Genomic DNA, 23,872 nt, shown 5'->3' on the forward strand with positions numbered 1-23,872 from the left:
GACCATGGCACTCGAACAGATCAAGGCCCAGATAGCCGTGCTGCTCCAGGAAATGGTCAACCAGCCCGAGGATTCACACGAGTTGCAGGAACAGCTGCGCGAGAAGCTCTCCGAGTTGCGCGCCCAGGGCCTGCCGCTGCCCAAGGACCTCGTCGACCTCGAAAAGCGCCTCGATGACGATTTTTCCGAACAGGAAGAATGAGCAGTCGGGCGATCACGCCCCTTTGCTGGCCTTGTCCTGCTCGCCCCATGTCACCTGCCGGTAGTCGAAGCCATATTCCAGCGTTGGTTTGACGATGCGGAAATAGGGCGACAGGTCGAAGTCGCGCGGCGTGTAGAGCGAGTGGTGGCGGATGTGCATGATCTCCTGGCGCATGTAGGTCGACTGCGCCGAAGCGCGGCCGGGGGCGCGGGTGATCTCGGGCAGGATCGGATAGCGGATCTCACCATAGGCCTGCGCGATCATCGTCGAGCAGATGGCGCGTGTCGGGTCGCCGGAACCGAAGGCCAGCATGCGGCGGCGCCAGCGCACGGGCACCGGCGGCCGCGGAATGAAGTAGCGCAGCATGTCGGTGATGTTCTTGAGGTCGTATTTCAGCCCGAGCCTTTGCACCATGAACCTGACGACATGGTCGCGATCCTCCGGTGACAGGCCGTTGGCCCGGCAGATGCGGGTGTTGTAGGTGCGGTATTTCGACAGCGGCACGGCAACGCAGCCTTCTCCGAGATTGACCTCGATCAGCCGCGGCCGCTCCGATCCGTCCGTCGGCTCTGGCAGCGCGTCGCCGATATAGAGTGCAGAATGCGACCAGGTCGACTGCGTCAGATACTTGATGACGGCCGAAATGCGCTGGTTGCCTTCGATCAGAAGGATGTCGCCGGGCTCCAGCGTTCGCCGCAGCGTGTCCGGGTCGGAAGGTGTGTAAGGCTCGTAGCCGGAGGATTCGACCTGCAGCCGGGAGGCGAGCCAGCGGCCGAGACGGTCGAGCAGGGTGTCGGTCTTTTGCGTCATGACGCACAGGACGTAACATGAGCCGGGCCGGCGATGCCAGCGGGGCAAACAGCTAGTCGGCTTCAGTTTCCGCCACGGTTCCGCCGAGGTCGTCGCGGACCTTCTTGGCCAGCCTGCGCACCGTGCGCCGTGGCTTGTCCTCGAACAGTTCGGCGGCGTCAGCGAGGCACAGCTTGCGCAGCGCTTTCTCCGAGCGCTTGAGCAGCCTGACCAGCTGTTTCGGTTCCAGGCCGTCGAACGGCTTTTCGCCGGCCTCGATCAGCTGGCGCATAACGAACACGTCGTGCAACTCGCCCAGGCTTTCGCCGAGCGCTTCGACGCGCTCGCGGCGCGGCTTGACCGGCGAGGGCCACAGCTTGCGCAGCAGGGACAGGTGTGCGGCATGCCGCTTCACCGCCTTGCGCAGCTCATGAAAATCATCCGCTTCGCCGCGCTCGCGGGATTGCTGCAGCGCCTTGCGCGCCCGCCTCAGCGTCGCCAAGGCGCCGTCGGCCAGGACGTCGGCGGCATTCTCCGGCAGGTCGGGCAGAGCGAGGGACTGCAGCGCTTCGAAACCTGCCTGGCATTCGCCGATTGCCGTGTCGAGGACGGCGTCCAGGCCTGCATCGCCATGGGCTGCCTGCGCGCGATGGCGCACCAGCATGGCGCGGATTGCGATCAGTCCGGCGTCTGCGGCGTACTCGGCGAAATCCTCAGCCAGCCGGTCGATGGTTTCGATCAGCGCGGTCGCCTGCCGTGGTGCCGCGATCGAGGCCGAGATGGCGCGGTAGCGGTCGTTCTCCGCGCGGCAGAAGGCCTCGTCGCCCGGCCACACCAGGTGCAGCAGCGCGCGCAGCGCCTTGAGCCGCCTGCGCGCCTTGTGCAGCGCCTTGTCGGGATTGTCGCGGGCGGTGACCAGATGGGCGGCGATCTTCTCGATCTCTTCGCCGGCGATACGGCGGACCTCGCCGGTAAGCGCCAGGCGCGGATCGATGCGAAAGCTCATGCAACGGCCTCCGGGACCTCGTCGCTGTGGGCGAGCGACGCATTGTAGTAGCGCGGATCGCCGGTCACCTCGCGGCCGAGCCAAGCCGGCAGTTCGGATGCCGGAACATCCTCCGGCGTCTCGAGTTCCGCGATGATCAGCCCCCTCAGTTCGCCTCCGAAAACGTCGATCTCATAGAGGCGGCCACGATGGCTAACATGGTGACGTGTCTTCTCGATGACACGGCCGATGGCAAAATCCATCATCTCCTCGGCCTCGGCGAGGGGCACCTGGTACTCGAATTCGTCGCGCACGCGACCCCTGGAGCCGAATTTCAGGGTCAGCGTCGCCACTTCGCCATCGGAGATGCGCAGCCGCACGGAGCGGCCCGTATTCGAGGCGAGATAGAACTGGCGGATGCGGATCCTGCCTTCGACAAGGCTTCGCCACTCCTGTCCGTTCACCAGGAACTTGCGTTCGACTTCCTTGGCCATGGGCGCCAATAAAGCGCGGCCCGGCAGCCGGTGCAACATTTCATTTGACTTTAATCAATCGATTGATTAAATAACCGAAATGAGCAAGACACGAACCCCGCAAAATCCCTCCGCAGCCGACGCCACCCGCCTGGCTCTGGTGATGGCTGCCCTGAAACTGTTTGGCCGCCAGGGCTTCGACGGCACCTCGACGCGCGAGATAGCCACCGCAGCCAATGCCAATATCGGCTCGATCGCCTATCATTTCGGCGGCAAGGAAGGGCTGAGGCTGGCCGCAGCCGACCATGTCGTGGCGACCATCCAGGCGATCGCCAGCCAGGCGCTCGGCAATACCGGGCTGGCCCAGCCGCAAGTGGTCTCCGCCGAAGAGGCCGAGTCCCAGATCGAGGCGGCGGTGGAGCGTATGGTCGGTTTCATGGTCGCCCGCCCCGAGGCTGGTGAGATCGTCCAGTTCGTGCTGCGCGAGCTGACGACGCCGACCGATGCGCTTGATCGTATCTACAGCGGCGTGTTTGAGCCGGTGCACCGCAGGCTATGTCACCTCTGGGCCGCCGCCACCGGCGAGGAGGCCGAGAGTGAGCGCGTCAGGATCAGCGTCTTCATGATGATCGGCCAGGTCGTCTACTTCCGCATCGCCCGCGCCGCGGTCCTGCGCCGGATGGGCTGGGTCGACATCGGCCCCGCCGAAGTCGGCAAGGTCATCGGCATCGCCAGGGAAAACGTCGCAGTCATCATCGCTGCGCGAAAGGCAGGAAAGCCATGAGTGTTCTGTGTTCCATACCCTTTGCCGCACAGCTGTTTTCGGCCTGTGCCGGCCCGGCACCTCTGGCCGTCGGTTATGTCGAGGGCGACTATGTCCAGCTCGCTCCCATCGAGGTGGCGCAGGTTGAAACCGTCTCCGTCCGCCGCGGCGACCGCGTCGAGGCAGGCAAGCCCGTCGTCACGCTGGAAAGCGGCGACGCCAGGATCGCGGTGACCCAGGCCGAGGCAGCCCTTGCCCAGGCAGAGGCGCAGCTCGCCGACCTCAAGATCGGCAAGCGTCCCGACGAGATCGCCGCCCTCGAGGCAGCCGTGCGCTCCAGCCAGGCCCAGGCCGACGATGCCCAGCGCAGCCTGACCCGTACCCAGGATCTCGCCCGACGTTCGATTGCCACCCAGGCCCAGCTCGACGACGCGACGACCAAGCTCGAGGTCGCCCAGGCGGCCTTTGGACAGGCCACAGCCAATCTCGCCGTCGGCCGCCTGCCGGCCCGCAGCGAGGTGATCAAGGCCGCCGAAAAGCAGGTCGAGCAGGCCCGCTCAGCGCTCGGCCAGGCAGAGTGGCGGCTGTCCAAGCGCACGCTGACCGCACCCGCCGCCGGCCGCATCAACGACGTCATCCGCAATGCCGGCGACACCGCCGGCCCGTCCTCGCCGGTGCTGTCGGTGCTGCCCGACGGCGCGGTCAAGCTGACCTTGTTCATCCCGGAGCGCGCGTTTTCCTCCGTTCATGTCGGCACCCGCCTTGCCGTACGCTGCGACGGCTGCGCCGACGGGCTCACCGCCAAGGTCAGCTACGTCTCGCCCGATCCCGAATTCACCCCGCCGGTCATCTACTCGCTCGAGAACCGGCAGAAGCTCGTCTACCTCGTCGAGGCGCGCCCTGAAGGCGCCAACTCGGCGCTGCAGCCGGGCCAGATCGTCGATGTGGCACTGGAGAAGGGAGCAGGGGAGTAAGGCAGTAGGGCAGGCCAGGCGCGTTGCAGCCCTGTTGCCCTATTCACTTACTGCCTTGTCTACGGCACCCATGAACGCCATCGAAGTCACCAACCTCGTCAAGCGCTTCGGCGACAAGACCGTCGTCGACCATGTCACCATGACCGTCGCCGAAGGCGAGATCGTCGGCTTCCTCGGGCCCAACGGCTCGGGCAAGACAACCACCATTCGCATCATGTGCGGCCTGCTGACGCCCGACGAGGGCGAGGGCCAGGTGCTGGGCTACGACTTGCGCAGCGACAGCCTCAAGATCAAGCGCGAAGTCGGCTACATGACGCAGAAGTTCTCGTTCTACGAGGACCTGACGATCGGCGAGAACCTCGAATTCGTTGCCCGGCTCTACAAGCTCAGACCTGTCGAGGAGCATGTCGCCCGAACCCTCGAAGAGCTCGGTCTGACCACGCGCCGTAACCAGCTTGCCGGCACGCTGTCGGGCGGCTGGAAGCAGCGCCTGGCACTCGCCGCCTGTATCATGCACAAGCCGAAGCTGCTTCTGCTCGACGAACCCACCGCCGGCGTCGACCCCAAGGCGCGGCGTGAATTCTGGGACGAGATCCACCGCCTGGCGCGCGGCGGGCTCACCGTGCTCGTCTCCACCCACTACATGGACGAGGCCGAGCGCTGCCACCGCATCAGCTACATCTCCTATGGCAAGATGCTGGCGTCGGGCACCGTCGAGGAGGTCGTGCGCAATGCCGGGCTGACAACTTTCGTCGTCTCGGGCCCGCGGCTCGACCAGATCGCCTCCGCGCTTGAAGGCCGGCCCGGCGTCGAGCAGGTCGCCCCCTTCGGCGCGACGCTTCATGTCGTCGGCTCCGACAGGCAGAAGCTCGAGGCAGCCCTTGCCGACATCGGCAGCCGCGAAGGCGTGACCGTCGCGCCGGGCGAAACCAGCCTCGAAGACGTCTTCATCCAGTTCATGGCCGCTTCCAGGGACAATATGTCATGACCGCCAACGGCTTCTTTTCCTTTGCGCGGCTCGGTGCGCTGCTGACCAAGGAATTCATCCAGATGCGGCGTGACCGCATCACCTTTGCCATGATGCTCGGCGTGCCGCTGATGCAGCTGGTGTTGTTCGGCTTCGCCATCAACAGCGACCCCAAAAGCTTGCCCGCGGCACTGCTCGCCACCAGCAACGACCAGTACACGCGGGCCATGGTCTCGGCGCTGCAGAACACCAACTACTACCGCTTCGACCACATCGCCCATACCGCCGCCGAGGCCGAGGAGCTGATGGCCAGCGGCGAGGTTGCCTTCGTCGTCACCATCCCAGCCGATTTCGGCCGCCGGGTGGCGGCCGGCGACGCGCCGCAGATCCTGATCGAGGCCGACGCCACCGATCCCTCGGCCTCGAGCGGTGCTGTGTCTACGCTGGGCACGGTGGCCAACCAGGCGCTGCTCAGGGCCCAGGGCATGGAAGCGTCTTCCGCCGAGACCGCCAAGGGGCAGCTCGAGGTCGTCGTCCATCGCCGCTACAATCCCGAGGGCATCTCGCAATACAACATCGTGCCCGGCCTGCTCGGCGTCATCCTGCAGATGACCATGGTGATGATGACGTCGATGGCACTGACCCGCGAAACCGAGCGCGGCACGATGGAAAATCTGCTCGCCATGCCGGCGAGCCCGGCCGAGATCATGCTCGGCAAGGTCTTGCCCTATCTTGTCGTCGGCGCGGTGCAGGTGACGGTGGTGCTGGTCGCCTCCAAGCTGCTGTTTGCCATCCCGTTCATCGGCTCGCTGTCGTTGCTTCTGTCGGCGATCCTGGTCTTCGTGCTGGCGCTGGTGCTGCTCGGCTACACCATCTCGACGATTGCCCGCACCCAGATGCAGGCGATGCAGCTGACCTTCTTCTTCTTCCTGCCGTCGATCCTGCTGTCGGGTTTCATGTTCCCCTATCGCGGCATGCCCGGCTGGGCCCAGGCGCTGGGCGAGATCCTGCCGCTGACGCATTTCCTGCGCATCATCCGCGCCGTCATGCTGAAGGGCGCAGAGCTGCCGGCCATCGCCGTCGAAGTCGGCATTCTCGGCCTGTTCGTTGCCGTATTCGCTGGGCTGGCCCTGTTCCGCTTCCGCCGCACTCTGGACTGAGAAGGTCTGGCAGCTGCCTTGTGGCATGAGCTTTTGCGCCGCCCATGGCTCTGCTAGGCTGCCTGCTCCCGGCTGAAGGTGCGGCACATGCTTCGTGGCGGACTACGCAACGCGCTGACAGCGCTCCTGCTGCTTTTCGCTGGCGTCGGCCAGGCGAGGGCCGACGACCTCTATTCCGTTGGCACGATCACCAGCGGCACAGCGCCCGAGCGGCGCGACATCGGTTTTGCCAATTGTCTGCGCAATGTCGTGGTCCGGGTCACCGGCGACAGCAGGCTGCTCAATGAGCCGCGCCTTGCCAAACAAGCCGCGCATGCCGGCGAGCTGATCGCCAGCCACAGCTTCCGCGACCGCATGAGTGGCACACCTATTCATGACGAGCAGGGCAGCTACGACCGCCCGCACGACCTGACCTGCGTCTTCGACCGCGCAAAGCTCGACGCCTTCTTGAAGTCGTTCGACCACAAACCTTGGCTCAAGCGTCCAAAACTTGTCGCCGTCATCGGCGCCCTCGACATGAAGGGGAGGGCCAGCATGCTGGCCAGCGACAGCATTGCCCCGCGCGATGAAGACATGCGCGCAGCACTCGTCAGCGCCGCCGACAAGGCAGCCTTGCCGCTTCTGCTGCCGTCGCAGCAACAGTTGATGCACGCGGGGCTTTCGGCTTCGACCCTCGCGAAAGCCGATCCGGCGCGCCTCGGCACCCTGGCCCGCATGGCCGGCGGCGAGCGGGCGCTTGTCGGCACCATCGTCTGGAACAGCAAGCCTGCCGGCTGGGTCGCCGAATGGCGCATCGCCGACGCGTCGCCCGCCACGCGCTGGGGCATTTCAGGCGTCGGCTTCGATGACGCCTTCCGCAACGCCGTCTCAGGCGCCGCGCAGGTGCTGTCGGGGCATGAGGCGCCGTAGTGGCGCCGCCTTGTAGAGGCGGGGCGCTCCGGGTCTGCGAGGCCGCGCCTATGAGGTTGGCGATTCCTCTCCCTCACGAAATGGGAGAGGTGGCCGTGTAGCGCCCGGAGAGGGGTGCTTGGCGAAGAGACTTGGCCCCTCCGCTATGGCTCCGGGCGTTCGTCGTTGGAAAAGCCAGATCGTTGGCTTTTCTTGGCCTGCGGCCAACACTCCTCACCCCATCAGCGACCTGACCCGCTTCTCGCCACCAGCCTTGCGCCACGCATTGAACCTGTGCGTCGCCGCCGCGAACGAGATCTTCATCGCCTGGGACACCGAGTAGCGCGACTTGCCCTCGTCGAACATGCGGTAGCAGCATTCGACGCCGTCGGGCGTCAGCTTGCCGTCGCAGGTCTTGTTGTGCGGGTTGGCCGGGTCGAACTGTTCCGTCTGCGGTTCGAGCATGCCCTTGAGGCGGGCGAGGTCTGCTTCGATGCTGGCGATCAGCTCGAGCACGGGCTTGGGGTCGATGTGATGCGCCTGCTGCTTGGCCGCCATTGTGCATTCCTTCTATCAGGTGAGATTAGGCTATATAGCCACACATTGCCCTATAACAAGGGACGCTGTCGCACCTGATTTGGCATGCGGCAAATAGATCATACCTGGGGTAAGCGCGCATTGACCGGGAGGCGTCGAACACCTAGTTTAGAATCATTCTAAACTGGAAGATTCGCAGATGTTGTCCCGTGTCTTCGGCTTCGGCCGCCGCGCCTTCGATTCCTTGTCCGAGCAGGAGATCCTGGCTCTCGCCATTTCGTCGGAGGAGGATGACGGCCGCATTTACCGCGCCTATGCCGACGGCTTGCGCGACGCGTTTCCGCAATCGGCCAAGGTGTTCGACGCCATGGCCGAGGAGGAGGACGGCCACCGCGCCGCACTCATCGAACTGCATCGGGCCCGTTTCGGCGAGCGCATACCGTTGATCCGCCGCGAGCATGTCCGCGGCTATTACGAGCGCAAGCCGGACTGGCTGGTGCGTCCTCTCGGCATCGACAAGGTCCGCGACCATGCAGAGGACATGGAACGCCAAGCCTACCGCTTCTACATCGAGGCGATGAAGCGGACGAGCGACGCCTCGACCCGCAAGCTGCTCGGCGATCTTGCCGCGGCGGAGCAGGGGCACGAAACGCTCGCCCAGCGTCTCGGCGACAAGCTGGTGCCGAAGGACGTCAAGGACGAGGAGCTGGCTGGCGAACGTCGCCAGTTCATCCTGACCTATGTCCAGCCGGGCCTAGCCGGGCTGATGGACGGATCGGTGTCGACGCTGGCGCCGATCTTCGCCGCCGCCTTCGCCACCCAGGACACCTGGCAGACCTTCCTCATCGGCCTGTCCGCCTCGGTCGGCGCCGGCATCTCGATGGGGTTCACCGAAGCCGCCCATGACGATGGCAAACTGTCCGGTCGCGGCTCGCCGCTCAAGCGTGGCCTCGCCTCGGGCATCATGACATCAGTGGGTGGCCTCGGCCACGCTCTGCCCTATCTCATCCCGCATTTCTGGACCGCCACAACGGTCGCCGCCATCATTGTCTTCTTCGAGCTCTGGGCCATAGCCTTCATCCAGAACCGCTTCATGGAGACGCCGTTCCTGCGCGCGGCCTTCCAGGTCGTGCTCGGCGGCGCGCTGGTCTTCGCGGCGGGTGTGCTGATCGGCAATGCGTGATGCCTGGGCGTTGCCCATCACCCTTTCCCCGTGAAGGAAGGGGGGAGGGGCCGTCGGCGTTGCGGCCGTATCCCGTCCTTACGGGGAGAAGGTCCTGCAGGAGATTAGGGGTAGCGTATTCGGTCATGGATAGAGGGGGCGCGAAGGAGCCTGACTTACCCATGCACGTCCCGACTATCCCCCGGCGCTTCCGCCCGCTCGTTCAGCCCGTAATCGCGCACGACATGGGCAATGCGCAGCCTGTAGCCTGAAAACACACCGCCGCGCCCTGCCATCTGCGCCTGCCTGTGTTCCTCGGTGTTGCGCCAGGCCTCCACCGCTTCCTCGTCGCGCCAGAACGACAGCGACAAAAGCTGCTTCGGATCGGCCAGGCTCTGGAACCGCTCGATCGACAGGAAGCCGTCGATGCTCTGGAGCAGCGGACGGAGATCGGCGGCGATGCCGAGATAGGCGTCGCGCCGGCCCTCCGCCGGCTCCACCTCGAAGATCACGGCGATCATGGCTTCACCAGTGGCGCATGCGGCCCCGACGCCAGCTTCAGAAAGATGCGATCCTCCTTGAGGATGAACTTTTCGCGGCGCGCAAATTCATAGTTCTCACGCCCCAGCGGGTCGGCGGCGAGCCGTGCCCGATAGGCTTCGTAGGCCGCCAGGTTGTCGATGTTGTAGACGCCGTAGGCCGTCGTCGCCGAACCCTCATGTGGGGCGAAGTAGCCGACGAGGTCTGCTCCGCAGCGCGGGATCGCCTGGCCCCAGTTGCGGGCATAGGCCTCGAAAGCCGCTTTGCCGAACGGGTCGATCTCGTAGCGGATGAAGCAGGTGATGGTCATCTTTGTCTCCGGAAGTGTTGGCAATGGTTCGGCCGGCGTCGAAGCATCGGGCCGAGGTCGCGTGCTAGCGCCAGAAGGGTTTTGCGGCTTCACGTGTCGCCTCGCGGCGGCTGAGCCCGATGTCGTCGAGCTGTTCGTCGGTCAGTTGGGAAAGGTCGAGCCGTTGCAGATGCCTGTCGTAGCCGCGGAACAGGAACGCCAGCGCCCGGCTGAGCGCATCCAGCGGCAGGCGTCTCGGCGTGGTGGCGAATTCGCTTCTCGTCGTCATGGCTCACTCCTCTGTCTGGTCGGAGACTACGCCTTGCCTGGCGAGAATGCTTCGACTAGCATCAAACCATGGAGGTAGAGCGCCATGAAAGAAGGTCCCGATATCGCCCGCATCGCCAGCCTTGTCGGCGACCCGGCGCGCGCCAACATGCTGACCGCGCTGATGGATGGCGGCGCGCTGACAGCCAGCGAGCTGGCGCTCGAAGCCGGCGTGTCGCTGCCGACGGCCAGTTCGCATCTCGCCAAGTTGATGGACGGCAAGCTGCTGACGGTGGCGAGCCAGGGCAGGCATCGCTACTACGCGTTGTCAGGTGCCGAGGTCGCCAACATGATCGAGGCGATCAGCGGCGTCGCCGCCCATTCTGGGCCCAGGCGCGCGCGTCCGGGCCCACGCGACAAGTCGATGCGCGAAGCCCGCGTCTGCTACGACCATCTCGCCGGCGACCATGCAGTGGCGATGTTCGACCGCCTCATTGCCCAAGAGATCATCGTCCGCGACGACGAGGAGATCAGGCTCGGCCCGGCGGGCCAGGGTTTCTTCGCCGCCATCGGCATCGATACCGCGACGCTCGGCGCCTCGCGCCGGCCGATGTGCCGCGCCTGCCTCGACTGGAGCGTCAGGCGTTCGCATCTGGCGGGATCGCTCGGCACTGCGATCCTCGACAAGATCCTCGCTGAGAAATGGGCGCGCCGCCCAACAGGCAGCCGCGTCGTCGAATTCACCCCGCCGGGACGCAAGGCTTTCGAGAAGCTGTTCCTCTCCTGACGCCCGATCCGTCGCAGCCACGCCGCTGACAGCCCCTGGCGATGTAACCGCGCCGCGAAACCTGTGGATAATTTCGCGGCAATTGGTCGTTACATCGGTGGCGCAAAAGACACATCTTAATCAATACCGCCCGATCCGGTCTAAATGCCTAGAAAAAAACATGATTCAGCCCTGATCGGGCGCATTTTCACACGAAGATTAACATCGCGTTCACCGAAGATTCACACCCGCCGGCTATGATCGCTTTCACGTTTCGGGACGAGCCCCGGGCGGACAGGGATAAGAACAATGGCTATCTGGAACCACCTCACTTACGCCGCTGTGGCGTTTCGCGAATTCATCGCCCCGACCTACCGCCCCGAGCGTCACTACATGCGCGGCCCGGGACCTGCCTGCGCGCGCCGCTCCGGCTCGCTTCAGTCGCGCGTGACGTTCCACTGATCATGACCGTTACCGGACGTCACGAAAGCCGCATCGCGCGGCCGACCAGCGATCATCGCTCGACCACCTTGCGCGGCGAACGCCGGGCAATCATCGCCACGCGCCTGTAAGGCTTGCTCGCTACGCCGGCGGCGCAATGCCGGCCTGCTTCTAGACGAGCTCATCAAGACACGATGACGAACCGGCGCGCTGCTTCTTTGCGGATGCGGGCGTCTTGCCGATCGGCCCGTTCATACGGGCCGTTCCGCCTTCACCACATGGCGTGGCTGGCGTTCAGCTCCTTCAGCACGGCATCCTCCTTGAGAACCGTGCACAAGCGCGCGATGTTCGGCCAGGCCAGAGCGAGCTTGGCCGGCTCCGGGTGCCAGTACGCCAGCATCAGCAGATAGACATCGGCGATCGACATATGCGTGCCGGCGAGCCAGTCCCGGTCTTGCAGTGCCGCCTCGACAACGCCGAAGCTGCGCTCCGCCTCTGCGATTGCGGCTGCCTTCACCGCCTCGATGCCATGAGCGTCCGTGGTATAGCGATGAGCGTAATATTCGCGCAGCAGCGCCGGATAGGTCACCGATGTCAGGAAGGCCATCCAGCGCAGGAAGTCGGCGCGCCCAGACGCATCCACTGACGGTGCCAGCCGGGCGTAGGGATGGCGTTCGGCGATCAGCTGGCACATCGCAGCGGACTCCGTCATCGCCTGTCCGTCGGGCAGCACCAGCGCCGGCACCTGGCCAAGCGGGCTGATCTTGCGGAACTCTGATGGGGGCTCGACGCCCTTGACCACCTCGATGCGCTCGAATGGCACACCCGCCAGGGCGAAAGCCGCCTCGACGACAAAGCCGCCGCTGCCGGCGCGTGTGTAAAGCCTGTACATTTCTGCCCCCAGCCGTTCTTCCCCGGCGCTCGGATATGACATGCCGCCGACATCCTGCTCAAGGCGGGCAGGCGCTTGCCAGGATCGATTTTTCGCCGGTCCAGCCGCTACGGCCCTGCTGCGCTGCATGATCCCCTTAATCGGGATCGATTTTCGCATTCGACCGGCGCGCGGCCGAAAAAAACTCTGCTAGCCTGTCGAAATCCGTCGAGGTGGCGCGACTTCCGTTCGGCCCGCGACGACGCGGCCGGGAACAACAGGAGACCACAATGCAGTACATGCTTCTGCTTCATCACGACGACACGCCCTTTGCGGCGGCGAGCCCGGAAGACCAGGAGAAGATGAGCGCGCCCTACATGGCCTACAATGAAGCGCTGATCAAAGCCGGAGCCATGGTGTCGGGCGAGCGTCTGCGCGGCGCGTCTTCGGCGACGACAGTCCGTGTCCGCGACGGAAAGACCGAAGTGCTCGACGGCCCTTTCGCCACGACCAAGGAGCAGCTCGGCGGTTTCTACATCATCGAGGCGCCGGACCTTGACGCCGCGCTCGGCTGGGCGGCGCGTTGCCCAAGCGCCAATTACGGCATCGTCGAGGTCCGCCCGATCTGGCCGACCCGCTAGCATGGCTCCCCATTAGCATGGCTCAGGGCGCCGAACAGGCGCGGGCGGCGGCGGAAGCCGCTGCTCGCCAGAGCTACGGCAGGCTCGTTGCCTGGCTGGCGGCGCGCACCCGCGATGTCGCCGGTGCCGAGGACGCGCTTGCCGACGCTTTCGCCGCGGCCTTGTCCAGATGGCCAGAGACCGGCGTGCCGGACCATCCCGAGGCCTGGCTGCTGACGGTGGCGCGGCGACGGTCCATCGACCAGCGGCGTCGGCGCATGACCGGCGAAGCGGGCCAGGCCCATCTCAGGCTCATTGGCGAAGAACTGGAACAGGAGATGGCGCGCGAGAAATGTCCCGACGACCGGCTTGGCCTGATCTTCGCCTGCGCCCATCCGGCGATCGACGCCGGCGTGCGTGCCCCGTTGATCCTGCAGACGATCCTCGGCTTCGATGCCGCCACCATCGCCTCGGCCTTCCTCGTCTCGCCCTCGACGATGAGTCAGCGGCTGGTGCGGGCGAAGTCGCGTATCAAGCATGCCGGCATCCCGTTCCGCATTCCCGAAAAGGCCGAGCTCGGCGAAAGGCTGCTGGCCGTTCTGGAAGCGATCTACGCAGCATTCGCCGAAGGCTGGACCGACGCCAGCGGTGCCGACTCCCGCCGCCGCAACCTCGCTTCCGAAGCCATCTGGCTCGGCCGGCTGGTGGTCGACCTGCTGCCGGACGAACCGGAGGCGCTCTGCCTGCTGTCCCTGATGCTGCATGCCGAAGCGCGCCGGCCGGCCCGCCGTAACCCGCTGGGCGAGTTTGTGCCGCTCGGCGAGCAGAACACCTTGTTGTGGGATGCTGGCCTGATCGGCGAGGCCGATGCATTGCTGCAGCGCGCCGGCGCCTTCGGAGGCATCGGCCGCTACCAGATCGAGGCGGCCATCCAGTCGGCCCATGCCGCGCGCCGTTTTGCCGGCCGCACCGACTGGGCGGCGATCGCCACCCTTTATGCCGGGCTGATGACGCTCTCGGCCTCGCCGGTCGTTGCCGTCAACCACGCGGTGGCTGTCGCCTATGCCGGCGCGCCCGAACAAGGTCTGGCCCTGCTCGACGCCATCGACGACGCCAGGCTCAACGAGTACCAGCCCTATTGGGCGGCGCGTGCCGAATTGCTGACGCTCTCAGGCAATCTCGCCGAAGCCGACAAGGCCTATGAACTCGCCATCGGCCTCGAACCCGACCAGGCCGTGCGCCGGTTCCTCAAGCGCCGCAGAGGCGACGCAGCTTCACGCAGCGGGCAGGTCAGCGGCTGAGCGCGGGGTCGCAGGCGCGCAGCATTACCGTCGCTTCGGCTTCTTCGCCAAGCGTCAGGCAGCCTTCACTGGAGCAGAGCAGCCAGCCGTCGCCGGTGGCGCCCGATGCGGCCAGCACCAGCACTTCCTTTGGGCCGACCTTCGGTGTGTAGCGCCACCAGCCGTTGTCGAAGACAGCGCCTTCGGGCGGGTCCATGCCGGCGCCCGAGCCCTGCACGCGGGCGCCAACGATCTGGAGTTTACCGTCGCTCACGCGCCAGTCTTCTTCCCAGCGCAGTTTTTCCACCGAATGTGTCCAGCTCAGCGTGAAGGCGGCCACCGCGAGCGCGGCCGCCTTTGAGCCGGCGACTATGCACAAGCCCACGGTCAGGCCTTGTTGCTCCCTGCAGCCGCTCCAGCTTCGGGCTGTCCGCGCGTGCGCAGCCAGTGAAGCCCTATGATCACGGCCGCGAGCGCGAAACCGATTTCGTCCGTCATCGGCAGGGCGGCGACCAGGGTGAAGGCCGCTGCGGTCGCCAGCAGGCGTTCCCATGCGACCATGCGCCTGCGCAGGAAGCCGACGACTGCGGCGCCCCAGAGGGCGATGGCCAACCCGGTCTTGAAGACGATGTAGGCGACTGCCGGCCAGTAACCGATGGCGGCTGCCATCGGCCCGCCTTCCTGAAGCATGAGCGAGGGAGTGTAGACCGCCATGAACGGAATGACGAAGCCTGCTGCTGCGACCTTGATGGCCTCGAACGAGATCTTCAGTCCGCTCTCGCGCGCGATTGGCGCCGCAGCAAAACAGGCAAGCGCCACCGGTGGCGTCAAGTCGGCCAGGATACCGAAGTAGAACACGAACATGTGGCTGACCAGAAGCGGCACGCCCAGTTCGAGCAGGGCTGGCCCGGCGATTGACGAGGTGATGATGTAGTTCGGGATGGTTGGAATGCCCATGCCAAGCACGATGCAGGTCACCATCGTCAGGACCAGCGACAGGAACAGGCTCGATTCGCCCACCGAAACGATGAACGCGCCGAAGGTTGTCGCGACTCCGGTCAGCGTCATCGTGCCGATGATGACGCCGACGACGGCGCAGGCGACGCCCACCGGCAGCGCCGTCCTGGCGCCTTCCGCAAGGGCGTCGCGGCACGAGATCAGCGTGTCGCGGCCGCCGCTGACGAAGGCGTTGACGGCGATCAGGGCCGCTGCCGCAACAAGGATCGCGCCGATGCCGATGCGAAAGAAGCTCGCTGCCACCAGGCCAAGCCCGATCCAGAAGACCATCCGGATGACCATTGAAGGCAGCCGCAGCGCCACCGAACCGCCGAGGATCAGGAGAACCGTCATCGCCAGGCCGATGGTTCCGGCATACAGCGGCGTATACCCGGAAAACAGCAGGTAGATCAGCACCGCCAGCGGCAGGATAAGGAACCAGCCTTCGCGCAGCGCGCGGATCGGCGAGGGCAGGTCCGCCCGCGGCAGCCCGTGCAGCCCGTGCTTGCCCGCTTCGAGATGCACCATCCAGAATGCTGAGGCAAAATACAGCAGGGCCGGAATGAGCGCTGCCTTCACCACCTCGTAGTACTCCACGCCCAGCGTCTCGGCCATGATGAAAGCCACCGCGCCCATCACCGGCGGCATGATCTGCCCACCCATCGACGCGGTCGCCTCGACGCCGCCGGCAAAGGCAGGGCGGTAGCCGAACCGCTTCATCAGTGGGATCGTGAACTGCCCGGTGGTCACCACATTGGCCACGCCAGAACCGGAAATCGTGCCCATCATGCCCGAAGCGATTACCGCCACCTTGGCGGCGCCACCGCGCGCGTGCCCGACGCAGCCCAGCGAGATGTCGGTGAACAGCTTGATCATGCCCGCGCGTTCGAGGAACGAGCCGAACAGGATGAACAGGAAGATGTAGGTCGCCGAGACGTAGATCGGAATACCGTAGATACCCTCGGTGCCGTAGGCCAGCTGGTCGATGACTTGCGAGAAGTCGTAGCCGCGATGGTTCAACGGCGACGGCAGGTACTGGCCGAACAACGCGTAAAGAAGGAAGCTTCCCGAAATGATCGGCAATGCCGGTCCCATCATCGCATAGGCGGCGAGGAATACGGTTGCCAGGGCGATCACGCCGAAGACCAGGTCGACCTGGTTCAGGTCGCCGGCCCTCAGGATCAACGGTTCATATTCGATGAACTGGTAGGTCGCCACCGCAACGCCGAGGAAGGCGAGCCCCCAGGCCAGCGCCTTGCCGGTCGCACCGGCGCCGCGCGCCGTCGCCACCAGTGGAAAGGCCAACAGCAGCAGGAAGGCGACATGGGTCGCCCGCAGGACCTGGCTCGGCACGCTCAGCACATGGGCCGCCGTGGCGATCTGGAACAGCGAGAAGGCAACCGCCGTCCAAAACAGCAGCCGGCCTTCGGGTGTCTTGGCAAAGCCGCTGCCGGTCGGGTCATGGAAATCGGCTGCGGGCGGGGAGACGTCGGGTCGCGACATCGCTGGCTCCGGCAAGGGCTATGTTGGAAGTTAGGGCGGCAAGGTGCCGCCCAGCTGGATCAGGCCTGTGCGTGGGCTGGGGCCTACATCAGGCCCTTTTCCTTGTAATAGCGTTCCGCGCCCGGATGCAGCGGGATGGGCAGGCCCTTGGCGGCGCTATCGGCGGAGATCGCCTTCGCCGCGGCATGGGCTGCTGTCATCTGGTCGAGATTGTCGAACAACTGCTTGGTCATTTCATAAGCGAGGTCGTCCGACACGTCGGAATTCGTCACGAGGATGTTGGTGATCGCCAGCGTCGGCACGTCGGCCGACTGGCCTTCATATGTGCCCGCCGGAATCGTGGCTGCCTGGAATGGTGCGCCCAGCTTCTCGGCGACGTCGGCCGGCACCGCCACGACGGTGATCGGCAACGACACCGCAAGGTCTTTGATCGACGCGACGCCAAGTCCGGCAGACTGCAAGGTGGCGTCGAGTTGCCGGTTCTTGATCAACTCGACCGACTCGCCAAACGGCAGGTATTCGGTCTTGCCGAGGTCCTGGTAGCTCATGCCGAGCGCTCCGAAGATGGCGCGAGCATTGAGCTCTGTGCCCGACTTGGGCGCGCCGACGGAAAGGCTCTTGCCTTTCAGGTCGGTGAAGCTGCTGATTCCGGATTCCTTGGCGGCCACGATCTGCACATAGTTCGGATAGATGGCGGCGATCGCCCGCAGCTTGTCGAGCTTCTTGCTGAAGCCTGCCTCGGTGTCGCCTTCCCAGGCCGCCTTGACGGAATCGCCGAGTGCGAAGCCTATTTCGCCCTTGCCCTGCTGCAGAAGGTTCAAGTTCTCCACCGACGCCTTGGTTGCCTGCACCTGAGTGCGCACGTCCTTGATGCTCTTGCCGTAGATTTCCGACAGCGCGACACCGAGCGGATAATACACGCCCGAAGTGCCTCCGGTCAGCACGTTGATGAACTGTTCCGCCTTGACCGGAACTGCGGCCAGGGCGACACCGATGGCCACGGCGCCGGCAGCAAATAGCTTCGACTTCAGATGCAGCATGTATCTCTCCTCCGATTGACGCGCCCGCGCTCTGGTCTGCGCCGACTTGCGGGCATGTTAGCGGGAGGAGGTCAAATGCCAAGCCTCAATTGTTCATAGTAAACCTACGCTTCGTCCTCAGCCGCCCAGCCCTTCGAACAGCACCGTCGACAGATACCGCTCCGCAAAGGACGGGATTACCACAACGATGTTCTTGCCGGCATTCTCCGGCCGCGAGCCGACGATCACTGCCGCCTGCAGCGCTGCACCCGAGGAGATGCCGACCGGCACGCCTTCGAGACGCGCGACGAGGCGGGCGTTTGCCACCGCATCCTCGTTCGAAACCTTGATGATCTCGTCATAGACGGTCGTGTCGAGCACTTTGGGCGCGAAGCCGGCGCCGATGCCCTGAATCTTGTGCGGGCCGGGCTGGCCGCCCGACAGCACCGGCGAACCCTCGGGCTCGACAGCCACGACATGCAGCGAAGGCTTGCGGGCCTTGATCACCTGGCCGACGCCGGTGATCGTGCCGCCGGTGCCGATGCCGGCAACGAAGATGTCGATCGACCCCTGCGTGTCGTTCCAGATCTCCTCGGCCGTCGTCTGGCGATGGATCTCGGGATTGGCCGGGTTTTCGAACTGCTGCGGAATGATCGCGTTGGGAATTGTCTGCACCAACTCCTCGGCCTTGGCAATTGCGCCCTTCATGCCCTTGGCGCCTTCGGTCAGCACCAGTTCGGCACCGAGCAGCGCCAGCATCTTACGGCGCTCGATCGACATCGTCTCCGGCATGGTCAGGATCAGCTTGTAGCCTTTGGCGGCGGCGGCAAAGGCAAGCGCGATGCCGGTATTGCCCGACGTCGGTTCGATCAGCGTGCTTTTGCCCGGCTCGATGCGGCCGGCGGCTTCCAGCGCCTCGACCATGGCGACGCCGATGCGGTCCTTGACCGACGCGATCGGGTTGAAGAACTCCAGCTTGGCGATCAGGTTCGCGACGACGCCCTTCTCCCTGGCGAACTTGTCGAGCCGTACCAGCGGCGTGTCGCCGATGGTTTCGGTGATGGAGCCATAGACGCGTCCGCGACCTGGTACGCGCGTGGAGGTAACGGGCTTGTTCATCGATTTCGCTCCCTAGGATTGCCTGAGATGTGAACTGCGAAGATAGGGGGTCGCAGGGCAAATTCCGAGTGGGTGCCGTGCTGATTAGGCAAGGCCCACGGAAACATGTTTCCGTGGGCCTTGATTTGTAGGAATGAAATTCCAGTCCGCCTGTCTACTGGCGGACCGCGATGGCAGCGGCGGCACCAACCATGAAACCGGCTGCGGTGCGGTTGAGCAGCTTGAGCGCGCGCGGCGTCTTGAGGAACCAGCGCGCCTGCGAAGCCAGCGCCAGGTAGGGCACCAGTACGATCAGCAGCACGACGATCGTGACAGCGACGAGAATGCCGTAGTCGCCCAGCGTCAACGCATGCAGGTCGACGACCGTCGGCATGATCGCCATGTAGAAGATCATCGACTTGGGATTGCCCAAGGTCACCGTCAGCCCGGCGAGGAAGCTCGAGAACAGTCCGCCCTTGCCGTTCCTTGCCTCGACCGTCTCCGGCGTGATGCCGCTGGTCCAGAAATTCCAGGCGAGCCAGGCGAGATAGGCGACGCCGAGCCACTTGATCGCCAGGAACACCATGCCGAAGGACTGGGCGACAAAGGCAAGGCCAAGCGCGACGGCGGTGAGATAGGTGAGATCGCCGAGCACGATCCCGAGCGACATGGCCAACGACGAGCGGAAGCCCGAGCCGAGCGCGCGCGCCACCAGCGCCGTCACGCCCGGACCAGGAATGGCGGCAGCGATGGCGAGCGCACCGCTATAGGCAAGAAAACCTGTAAGGGTCATGGCGGATTCCAGGCAGGATTGAATGGTCGCGCTATCGCACGAAAGCGGTATCCATGGAATGCCGCGGGGATTGGGCCAGCGTTCACATTTTTCAGGAATTTGCCCTGTACGCTCAGAAAATGCCCTGGAGAGATCGACATTCGTCCCCCCGTCGTGTAGGCGCACGGTCCGATTGCGGCCCGGCAGACGCATGGGGTCGCCCGTTCATGCACAAAATTCAGGACTAGGTGATGCGACCGGCTTTCGGCGGCATAGACTTCGGCACTTCCAATTCGACCGTCGGCGTTATCGAGAACGGCCGTCCGCGCCTCGTTGCGCTCGAGGGTGAAAACGTCACGCTGCCGTCGGCCATCTTCTTCAACTTCGAGGACAACCAGACGGCTCTTGGTCGCCGCGCCATCGGCGAATACACCGACGGCGCCGAAGGCCGCCTGATGCGCGCGCTGAAGAGCGTGCTCGGCTCCTCGCTGGTGCATGAGAAGACCCGCATCAAGGCGCGTTATATCGCCTTCACCGACATCGTCGGCATGTTCGTCGGCCATCTCAAGGACCGCCTGGAGAACCACGTCGGCGAACCGGTCGAAAACGTCGTGCTCGGCCGTCCGGTGCAGTTCGTCGACGACAATCCCGAGGCCGACGCGGCTGCCCAGAGCGAGCTCGAAAAAGCCGCCCGCGCCCAGGGCTTCAAGCACATCGATTTCCAGTTCGAGCCGATCGCCGCCGCACTCGACTATGAGCGCACGGTGACGCGCGAGGAGCTGGCGCTGATCGTCGACATGGGCGGCGGCACCTCCGACTTCTCAATCGTCCGCGTCTCGCCCGAGCGCGCCACTTCCGGCGACCGCAAGGCCGACATCCTGGCCAATCGCGGTGTCCATATCGGCGGTACTGATTTCGACCGCCTGCTGTCGATTGCCCACGTCATGCCCGAACTCGGCTACCTCACTCCGACCAAGGACGGCAAACGCAACCTGCCGGCGGGCTATTTCATCGACCTCGCCACCTGGCAGCGCATCAACCTGCTCTACACGCCCAAGGCGATGCTCGACTTGCGCGCAATCCGCTTCGAGGCCGAGCGTCCCGATCTTATCGACAGGATGATCGAGGTCGTCGATCAGCGTTTCGGTCACGCGCTGGCGACCAAGGTCGAAAAGGCCAAGATCGAGCTGACCGATGCGACCGAAACCGCCATCGACGTCGCCCTGCCGGGCGCCAAGTTCACGGCGTCGCTGACCAGGCAAGGCTTGGAAGACACTATCCGCGGTGCCGTCGAGCGCGTTACCGCGACCGTCGCCGACACCCTTGCCGAAGCGCAGGTCGGCGCCAAGGACATCACCGCCGTGTTCCTGACCGGCGGCTCGACCGCCATCCCGCTGGCGCGCGAAAGCATCCTGGCGCTGGTGCCGGGCGCCCAGATCGTACAGGGTGACGCCTTCGGCTCCGTCGGTCTCGGCCTCGCCCTCGACGCCCAGCGCAAATTTGCTTAACGCTCCAGGGTGCTGGTCTTCCCGGGCTTGAGCAGGTCGAGTGCGTCCCGCACTGAGGCGGCGTAACTGACGGCGGGATGCTTGACGCCGTGGTTGATCAGCATCCGTCGCGTCTGCGGCGATGCTCCTGTGATGAAGAAGCGGACACCTGCCTGCCGTGCCTTGCGTGCGGCGCCTTCGAGCACGTTCGCTGCGGTGGAATCGAGAAACGGCACGCCCGAGCAGTCGAGGATGAAATTCTTGCGCTGGTCGGCGATGCGGTCGAGCACAGCCCCCACCGTCGAGGCCGCGCCAAAGAAGAACGCGCCCGAGATACGGTAGATGACGGTGTCGGCATCGCCCGCATCGCTCGCCTCATAGGCGTGGCGGCTGCCATTGGTGGCGTCGGCGACATCCTCCTGCACCAGTGGCTGATCGCTCTCCACCGCGATGCTTTTTGCCATGCGGTCGATGAACAGGATTGAACCAAGCGCGAAGCCGACGACGATGCCTTCGGTCAGGTCGCGGAACACCACCAGCAGGAATGTGACCATCAGCACCAGCGCGTCCCCCCATGACGAGCGGATCAGTGTCGCGAAGGCCTGCTTTTCGATCATGTTCCAGGCCACGACCGCCAACACACCGGCGAGAGCTGCGAGCGGGATGTAGGCGGCAAGCGGTGCGGCTACCAGCATGAAGGCGAGCAAGAACACCGAATGCAGAATGCCTGATACCGGGCCGTGCGCGCCCGCCCGCACATTGGTTGCCGTTCGGGCAATCGTACCGGTCACGCAGATGCCTCCAAACAGCGCGGCACCGATATTGGCAAAGCCTTGTGCCACCAGTTCGCAGTTCGAGCGATGCCGCCTGCCGGTCATGCCGTCGGCAACGACGGCGGACAGCAGTGACTCGATCGCGCCGAGCAGCGCGAAGGCAAGCGCGTCCGGCAGTACCGCTATCGCCTTGTCCACACCGAAGCTGGGCAGGGCAGGCCAGGGCAGGCCGCGCGGAATGCCACCGAAACGCGTGCCGATGGTTTCTACCGGCAGGTCCAGCAGGGCAACGGCCACGGAAGCGACGCCGACCGCGATCAGCATGCCCGGCCAGCTGGGGCGCCAGCGTTTGAGCATCAGGATGGTGCCAATGGTCAGCACCGTAATCGCCAGGGCCGCGATGTTGAGCGTGCCCATCGCATCAACCAGTGCCATCAACTTCGGCACAAGCGGACCCGGTTCCTTGCCGCTGAGCGTCAGTCCGAACATCTCGCTGATCTGGCTGGCGAAGATGATCACGGCGATGCCTGCGGTGAAACCCACCGTCACCGGATAGGGAATGAACTTGATGTAGGTTCCGAGCCGGAGATAGCCGATCGCCGCCAGGAACACCCCAGCCATGACAGTGGCGAGGATCAGCCCGTCCACGCCTTCGCGCGCCACCGTTGCCGCCACCAGAACGATGAAGGCGCCTGCCGGACCACCGATCTGGAAGCGGCTGCCGCCGAGAGCCGAGACTATGAAGCCGCCGACGATTGCCGTGAACAGCCCTTTGTCAGGCGACACACCCGATGCGATGGCGATTGCCATCGATAATGGCAGAGCCACGATTGCCACCGTCAGCCCCGAAATCGCGTCGGCCTTGAACTGCAGCGCGCCATAGCCCTCGCGGAAAACAGTCACCAGCTTGGGCGTGAACAGTTCCGCGAAAGTCGGTTGCCCGTGCTTCCCTGATCCGTATCGCCTTGGATTGCCGCCTGCATTCATCATCCGCACCACTGGAAACGCGGCGGCTTCGTCGGCAAGACTGTCGGCGGTCGCCGTCGCGACTACATCATGCGGATAGCCGGAAGCTTCACGCCTTCTTCTTCAGGCGCACGCCCCGACCGCCGGTCTCGCTCTCGCCGATCAGTTCCACCCCGGCATCTTCGATCGCCTGGATGACCTTGGTCAGCGTATCGACCACGCCACGCACCACGCCCTCGCTTGCTTCCATGCGCTGGATCGTCGGCACCGAGACACCGGCCATTTCGGCGAGCGTCTTCTGGTCGATGCCTGCCAGCGCTCTTGCGGCGCGCATCTGTGCGGCTGTGATCACTGAGGTGGTCCCGTCTCGATCCGCATCACGAATGTATCATACATTCATGATGATGTTTCAAGCATCATTATTGATGCCTGAGCCCCATATCATTCATCGGCCTCGGCCGGCCGCATGAAGCGGCGGCTGATCAGCCAGCACAAAGTCGCCCAGGCAAAGCCCGCGCACCAGCCCGCTAGCACGTCCGAAGGCCAGTGCACGCCGAGATAGACGCGGCTGATGCCGACCATGAGCGTGGTCAGGATGCCGATGGCAAAGACGAAGACCGTCGCCGCCCGCCCGGGCAGGAAGCGTGCCAGCAGCGCCCCCAGCGTCAGATAGGTGACCGCCGATAGCATGGCGTGGCCGCTTGGAAAGCTCATCGTGTGCACCTGCGCCAGATGCGGCACGAGGTCGGGCCTGGGGCGGTCGATGCCGAGCTTGAGCAGGCTCGACAGCACCTGGCCGCCGGCGACCGAGACGAATACGAACAGCGCCGGTCCCCAGCGCCTGGACATGCCGAGATAGATGATGCTGATCGCGGTGATGTAGATCAGCACCGAGGCGCTGCCCAGCGCTGTGATATCGCGCATCGCCTCTTCCACCCAGGAGGGGCCGATCGGATCGGCGGTGTTGCCGGCCGCGCGGAAGAACAGCAGGATGTCGGTATCGAAGGCGTGCGGTGCGGCGTCGCGGGCGATCTCCGACAACTCGACGAAGCCCCACAGGCCGCCGGCAATGATGATGCCCGCCGCCAAAAGCGAAAACTCGATCCTGTTCCACAATCTCTGCTGCATCGTCCTGCCGTGTCTCGGGGCTGTTCTGCCCTTGGGATGGCCGCTTCCCGACCCATTCGCAACAGGTGGGGATGGCTTTCCCAAAGAAAAGGCATGCAATGCAAAAGGTCGCAGCAAACCAACTCGCGTGAGCACTCAGGTCACGTTTTTGGGTGC

Annotated in this window: 28 protein-coding genes; 12 read left to right on the forward strand and 16 right to left on the reverse strand. The window is 64.9% G+C overall.

All coding sequences use genetic code 11. From position 1 onward, the window contains the following. Positions 1-4: 4 nt before the first annotated feature. Positions 5-202 carry a hypothetical protein gene (locus Amn_RS03235; RefSeq protein WP_067954561.1) on the forward strand — a complete coding sequence of 66 codons (198 nt, stop codon included), beginning with the start codon at positions 5-7 and terminating at the stop codon, positions 200-202. Positions 203-214: 12 nt separating this feature from the next. Here the strand turns inward: Amn_RS03235 and Amn_RS03240 are convergent, their stop codons facing one another. From Amn_RS03240 to Amn_RS03250, 3 genes are read right to left on the reverse strand one after another with little or no spacing between them, the layout of a single operon-like run. Then, on the reverse strand, positions 215-1,012 hold the full coding sequence (locus tag Amn_RS03240) for a YiiX/YebB-like N1pC/P60 family cysteine hydrolase (RefSeq protein ID WP_067954559.1): 798 nt from the start codon (positions 1,010-1,012) through the stop codon (positions 215-217). Between the two features lie 52 nt (positions 1,013-1,064). Beyond that, positions 1,065-1,997: a CHAD domain-containing protein gene (locus tag Amn_RS03245; protein ID WP_286294543.1), complete on the reverse strand. Its 933-nt coding sequence runs from the start codon at positions 1,995-1,997 to the stop codon at positions 1,065-1,067. Beyond that, the gene (locus Amn_RS03250; RefSeq protein WP_263005104.1) at positions 1,994-2,470 is read right to left on the reverse strand and encodes a CYTH domain-containing protein; all 477 of its coding nucleotides are present in this window, start codon (positions 2,468-2,470) and stop codon (positions 1,994-1,996) included. The genes Amn_RS03245 and Amn_RS03250 overlap by 4 nt, the downstream gene beginning before the upstream one ends. A 79-nt stretch (positions 2,471-2,549) precedes the next feature. Between Amn_RS03250 and Amn_RS03255 the strand changes: the two genes are divergently transcribed. From Amn_RS03255 to Amn_RS03275, 5 genes are all read left to right on the forward strand, one after another. Further along, on the forward strand, positions 2,550-3,233 hold the full coding sequence (locus Amn_RS03255) for a CerR family C-terminal domain-containing protein (protein ID WP_263005102.1): 684 nt from the start codon (positions 2,550-2,552) through the stop codon (positions 3,231-3,233). Beyond that, positions 3,230-4,186: an HlyD family secretion protein gene (locus Amn_RS03260; protein WP_067954551.1), complete on the forward strand. Its 957-nt coding sequence runs from the start codon at positions 3,230-3,232 to the stop codon at positions 4,184-4,186. Before Amn_RS03255 ends, Amn_RS03260 begins: the two co-directional genes overlap by 4 nt. A gap of 70 nt (positions 4,187-4,256) precedes the next feature. Beyond that, entirely contained in the window at positions 4,257-5,174 is a 918-nt protein-coding gene (locus Amn_RS03265; protein WP_067954549.1) for an ABC transporter ATP-binding protein, read from the forward strand. Continuing rightward, positions 5,171-6,313 (forward strand): ABC transporter permease, encoded by a 1,143-nt coding sequence (locus Amn_RS03270; protein WP_154384700.1) that lies wholly within the window; start codon positions 5,171-5,173, stop codon positions 6,311-6,313. The genes Amn_RS03265 and Amn_RS03270 overlap by 4 nt, the downstream gene beginning before the upstream one ends. An 87-nt stretch (positions 6,314-6,400) precedes the next feature. After that, complete coding sequence (locus Amn_RS03275; RefSeq protein ID WP_067954545.1) at positions 6,401-7,222, forward strand: DUF8605 domain-containing protein; 822 nt, start codon at positions 6,401-6,403, stop codon at positions 7,220-7,222. Positions 7,223-7,435: 213 nt separating this feature from the next. On the opposite strand, the gene Amn_RS03280 is transcribed toward Amn_RS03275, so the two are convergent. Then, positions 7,436-7,759 carry a hypothetical protein gene (locus Amn_RS03280; RefSeq protein ID WP_286294548.1) on the reverse strand — a complete coding sequence of 108 codons (324 nt, stop codon included), beginning with the start codon at positions 7,757-7,759 and terminating at the stop codon, positions 7,436-7,438. 178 nt (positions 7,760-7,937) lie between these two features. Here Amn_RS03280 and mbfA point away from each other — a divergent pair, with 178 nt between their 5' ends. After that, positions 7,938-8,921 (forward strand): iron exporter MbfA, encoded by a 984-nt coding sequence (mbfA, locus tag Amn_RS03285; protein WP_286294549.1) that lies wholly within the window; start codon positions 7,938-7,940, stop codon positions 8,919-8,921. A 155-nt stretch (positions 8,922-9,076) separates the two neighbouring features. Here the strand turns inward: mbfA and Amn_RS03290 are convergent, their stop codons facing one another. The 3 genes from Amn_RS03290 to Amn_RS03300 form a co-directional block, all read right to left on the reverse strand. Beyond that, positions 9,077-9,421: an antibiotic biosynthesis monooxygenase family protein gene (locus Amn_RS03290; protein WP_067954539.1), complete on the reverse strand. Its 345-nt coding sequence runs from the start codon at positions 9,419-9,421 to the stop codon at positions 9,077-9,079. Beyond that, positions 9,418-9,750 (reverse strand): NIPSNAP family protein, encoded by a 333-nt coding sequence (locus Amn_RS03295; RefSeq protein WP_067954537.1) that lies wholly within the window; start codon positions 9,748-9,750, stop codon positions 9,418-9,420. The genes Amn_RS03290 and Amn_RS03295 overlap by 4 nt, the downstream gene beginning before the upstream one ends. A gap of 64 nt (positions 9,751-9,814) precedes the next feature. After that, positions 9,815-10,018, reverse strand: a complete 204-nt coding sequence (locus Amn_RS03300; RefSeq protein ID WP_286294550.1) for a DUF1127 domain-containing protein — start codon at positions 10,016-10,018, stop codon at positions 9,815-9,817. 84 nt (positions 10,019-10,102) lie between these two features. Between Amn_RS03300 and Amn_RS03305 the strand changes: the two genes are divergently transcribed. Together Amn_RS03305 and Amn_RS03310 are read left to right on the forward strand one after the other, a co-directional pair. Next, positions 10,103-10,783 carry an ArsR/SmtB family transcription factor gene (locus Amn_RS03305; RefSeq protein ID WP_067954534.1) on the forward strand — a complete coding sequence of 227 codons (681 nt, stop codon included), beginning with the start codon at positions 10,103-10,105 and terminating at the stop codon, positions 10,781-10,783. A gap of 288 nt (positions 10,784-11,071) precedes the next feature. Next, on the forward strand, positions 11,072-11,224 hold the full coding sequence (locus tag Amn_RS03310; RefSeq protein WP_169808285.1) for a hypothetical protein: 153 nt from the start codon (positions 11,072-11,074) through the stop codon (positions 11,222-11,224). A gap of 250 nt (positions 11,225-11,474) precedes the next feature. On the opposite strand, the gene Amn_RS03315 is transcribed toward Amn_RS03310, so the two are convergent. Beyond that, the gene (locus Amn_RS03315; protein ID WP_182573539.1) at positions 11,475-12,095 is read right to left on the reverse strand and encodes a glutathione S-transferase family protein; all 621 of its coding nucleotides are present in this window, start codon (positions 12,093-12,095) and stop codon (positions 11,475-11,477) included. A gap of 269 nt (positions 12,096-12,364) precedes the next feature. Here Amn_RS03315 and Amn_RS03320 point away from each other — a divergent pair, with 269 nt between their 5' ends. Beyond that, positions 12,365-12,715: a YciI family protein gene (locus Amn_RS03320; RefSeq protein ID WP_067965761.1), complete on the forward strand. Its 351-nt coding sequence runs from the start codon at positions 12,365-12,367 to the stop codon at positions 12,713-12,715. Positions 12,716-12,732: 17 nt separating this feature from the next. Further along, positions 12,733-13,995 carry an RNA polymerase sigma factor gene (locus Amn_RS03325; protein WP_286294551.1) on the forward strand — a complete coding sequence of 421 codons (1,263 nt, stop codon included), beginning with the start codon at positions 12,733-12,735 and terminating at the stop codon, positions 13,993-13,995. Here the strand turns inward: Amn_RS03325 and Amn_RS03330 are convergent. The 5 genes from Amn_RS03330 to Amn_RS03350 all read right to left on the reverse strand — a co-directional run bounded on the left by Amn_RS03330 (position 13,985) and on the right by Amn_RS03350 (position 19,383). Continuing rightward, positions 13,985-14,359: a DUF1850 domain-containing protein gene (locus Amn_RS03330; protein ID WP_286294552.1), complete on the reverse strand. Its 375-nt coding sequence runs from the start codon at positions 14,357-14,359 to the stop codon at positions 13,985-13,987. The genes Amn_RS03325 and Amn_RS03330 overlap by 11 nt on opposite strands. A 2-nt stretch (positions 14,360-14,361) precedes the next feature. Beyond that, positions 14,362-16,473 carry a TRAP transporter permease gene (locus tag Amn_RS03335; protein ID WP_154384704.1) on the reverse strand — a complete coding sequence of 704 codons (2,112 nt, stop codon included), beginning with the start codon at positions 16,471-16,473 and terminating at the stop codon, positions 14,362-14,364. Between the two features lie 83 nt (positions 16,474-16,556). After that, entirely contained in the window at positions 16,557-17,513 is a 957-nt protein-coding gene (locus tag Amn_RS03340; RefSeq protein WP_067954524.1) for a TAXI family TRAP transporter solute-binding subunit, read from the reverse strand. Between the two features lie 117 nt (positions 17,514-17,630). Beyond that, positions 17,631-18,611: a cysteine synthase A gene (gene cysK / locus Amn_RS03345; RefSeq protein WP_067954523.1), complete on the reverse strand. Its 981-nt coding sequence runs from the start codon at positions 18,609-18,611 to the stop codon at positions 17,631-17,633. 154 nt (positions 18,612-18,765) lie between these two features. Next, positions 18,766-19,383 carry a LysE family translocator gene (locus Amn_RS03350; protein WP_154384706.1) on the reverse strand — a complete coding sequence of 206 codons (618 nt, stop codon included), beginning with the start codon at positions 19,381-19,383 and terminating at the stop codon, positions 18,766-18,768. A gap of 230 nt (positions 19,384-19,613) precedes the next feature. Between Amn_RS03350 and Amn_RS03355 the strand changes: the two genes are divergently transcribed. After that, the gene (locus Amn_RS03355; protein ID WP_067954518.1) at positions 19,614-20,870 is read left to right on the forward strand and encodes an Hsp70 family protein; all 1,257 of its coding nucleotides are present in this window, start codon (positions 19,614-19,616) and stop codon (positions 20,868-20,870) included. Here the strand turns inward: Amn_RS03355 and Amn_RS03360 are convergent. The 3 genes from Amn_RS03360 to Amn_RS03370 all read right to left on the reverse strand — a co-directional run bounded on the left by Amn_RS03360 (position 20,867) and on the right by Amn_RS03370 (position 23,716). Beyond that, complete coding sequence (locus Amn_RS03360; RefSeq protein ID WP_286294555.1) at positions 20,867-22,612, reverse strand: SulP family inorganic anion transporter; 1,746 nt, start codon at positions 22,610-22,612, stop codon at positions 20,867-20,869. The genes Amn_RS03355 and Amn_RS03360 overlap by 4 nt on opposite strands. 85 nt (positions 22,613-22,697) lie before the next feature. Next, positions 22,698-22,940 carry a helix-turn-helix domain-containing protein gene (locus Amn_RS03365; RefSeq protein ID WP_067954516.1) on the reverse strand — a complete coding sequence of 81 codons (243 nt, stop codon included), beginning with the start codon at positions 22,938-22,940 and terminating at the stop codon, positions 22,698-22,700. An 89-nt stretch (positions 22,941-23,029) separates the two neighbouring features. Further along, a complete protein-coding gene (locus Amn_RS03370; protein ID WP_067954514.1) occupies positions 23,030-23,716 on the reverse strand; it encodes a phosphatase PAP2 family protein in 687 nt (228 codons plus the stop codon). Positions 23,717-23,872: the final 156 nt, after the last annotated feature.

It is taken from the genome of Aminobacter sp. Y103A (assembly GCF_030294925.1).
GTDB lineage: Bacteria > Pseudomonadota > Alphaproteobacteria > Rhizobiales > Rhizobiaceae > Aminobacter > Aminobacter ciceronei.

Excerpts from the sequence above, each read along its gene's own strand:
- Amn_RS03340 (WP_067954524.1), bottom strand. The coding sequence starts at position 17,513 with ATGCTGCATCTGAAGTCGAAGCTATTTGCTGCCGGCGCCGTGGCCATC.
- Amn_RS03235 (WP_067954561.1), top strand. The coding sequence starts at position 5 with ATGGCACTCGAACAGATCAAGGCCCAGATAGCCGTGCTGCTCCAGGAA.
- Amn_RS03310 (WP_169808285.1), top strand. The coding sequence starts at position 11,072 with ATGGCTATCTGGAACCACCTCACTTACGCCGCTGTGGCGTTTCGCGAA.
- Amn_RS03275 (WP_067954545.1), top strand. The coding sequence starts at position 6,401 with ATGCTTCGTGGCGGACTACGCAACGCGCTGACAGCGCTCCTGCTGCTT.
- cysK (WP_067954523.1), bottom strand. The coding sequence starts at position 18,611 with ATGAACAAGCCCGTTACCTCCACGCGCGTACCAGGTCGCGGACGCGTC.
- Amn_RS03305 (WP_067954534.1), top strand. The coding sequence starts at position 10,103 with ATGAAAGAAGGTCCCGATATCGCCCGCATCGCCAGCCTTGTCGGCGAC.
- Amn_RS03270 (WP_154384700.1), top strand. The coding sequence starts at position 5,171 with ATGACCGCCAACGGCTTCTTTTCCTTTGCGCGGCTCGGTGCGCTGCTG.
- Amn_RS03370 (WP_067954514.1), bottom strand. The coding sequence starts at position 23,716 with ATGCAGCAGAGATTGTGGAACAGGATCGAGTTTTCGCTTTTGGCGGCG.
- Amn_RS03320 (WP_067965761.1), top strand. The coding sequence starts at position 12,365 with ATGCAGTACATGCTTCTGCTTCATCACGACGACACGCCCTTTGCGGCG.
- Amn_RS03255 (WP_263005102.1), top strand. The coding sequence starts at position 2,550 with ATGAGCAAGACACGAACCCCGCAAAATCCCTCCGCAGCCGACGCCACC.
- Amn_RS03295 (WP_067954537.1), bottom strand. The coding sequence starts at position 9,750 with ATGACCATCACCTGCTTCATCCGCTACGAGATCGACCCGTTCGGCAAA.
- Amn_RS03300 (WP_286294550.1), bottom strand. The coding sequence starts at position 10,018 with ATGACGACGAGAAGCGAATTCGCCACCACGCCGAGACGCCTGCCGCTG.
- Amn_RS03280 (WP_286294548.1), bottom strand. The coding sequence starts at position 7,759 with ATGGCGGCCAAGCAGCAGGCGCATCACATCGACCCCAAGCCCGTGCTC.
- Amn_RS03240 (WP_067954559.1), bottom strand. The coding sequence starts at position 1,012 with ATGACGCAAAAGACCGACACCCTGCTCGACCGTCTCGGCCGCTGGCTC.
- Amn_RS03250 (WP_263005104.1), bottom strand. The coding sequence starts at position 2,470 with ATGGCCAAGGAAGTCGAACGCAAGTTCCTGGTGAACGGACAGGAGTGG.
- Amn_RS03245 (WP_286294543.1), bottom strand. The coding sequence starts at position 1,997 with ATGAGCTTTCGCATCGATCCGCGCCTGGCGCTTACCGGCGAGGTCCGC.
- Amn_RS03265 (WP_067954549.1), top strand. The coding sequence starts at position 4,257 with ATGAACGCCATCGAAGTCACCAACCTCGTCAAGCGCTTCGGCGACAAG.
- mbfA (WP_286294549.1), top strand. The coding sequence starts at position 7,938 with ATGTTGTCCCGTGTCTTCGGCTTCGGCCGCCGCGCCTTCGATTCCTTG.
- Amn_RS03325 (WP_286294551.1), top strand. The coding sequence starts at position 12,733 with ATGGCTCAGGGCGCCGAACAGGCGCGGGCGGCGGCGGAAGCCGCTGCT.
- Amn_RS03355 (WP_067954518.1), top strand. The coding sequence starts at position 19,614 with ATGCGACCGGCTTTCGGCGGCATAGACTTCGGCACTTCCAATTCGACC.
- Amn_RS03335 (WP_154384704.1), bottom strand. The coding sequence starts at position 16,473 with ATGTCGCGACCCGACGTCTCCCCGCCCGCAGCCGATTTCCATGACCCG.
- Amn_RS03315 (WP_182573539.1), bottom strand. The coding sequence starts at position 12,095 with ATGTACAGGCTTTACACACGCGCCGGCAGCGGCGGCTTTGTCGTCGAG.
- Amn_RS03260 (WP_067954551.1), top strand. The coding sequence starts at position 3,230 with ATGAGTGTTCTGTGTTCCATACCCTTTGCCGCACAGCTGTTTTCGGCC.
- Amn_RS03360 (WP_286294555.1), bottom strand. The coding sequence starts at position 22,612 with ATGATGAATGCAGGCGGCAATCCAAGGCGATACGGATCAGGGAAGCAC.
- Amn_RS03290 (WP_067954539.1), bottom strand. The coding sequence starts at position 9,421 with ATGATCGCCGTGATCTTCGAGGTGGAGCCGGCGGAGGGCCGGCGCGAC.
- Amn_RS03350 (WP_154384706.1), bottom strand. The coding sequence starts at position 19,383 with ATGACCCTTACAGGTTTTCTTGCCTATAGCGGTGCGCTCGCCATCGCT.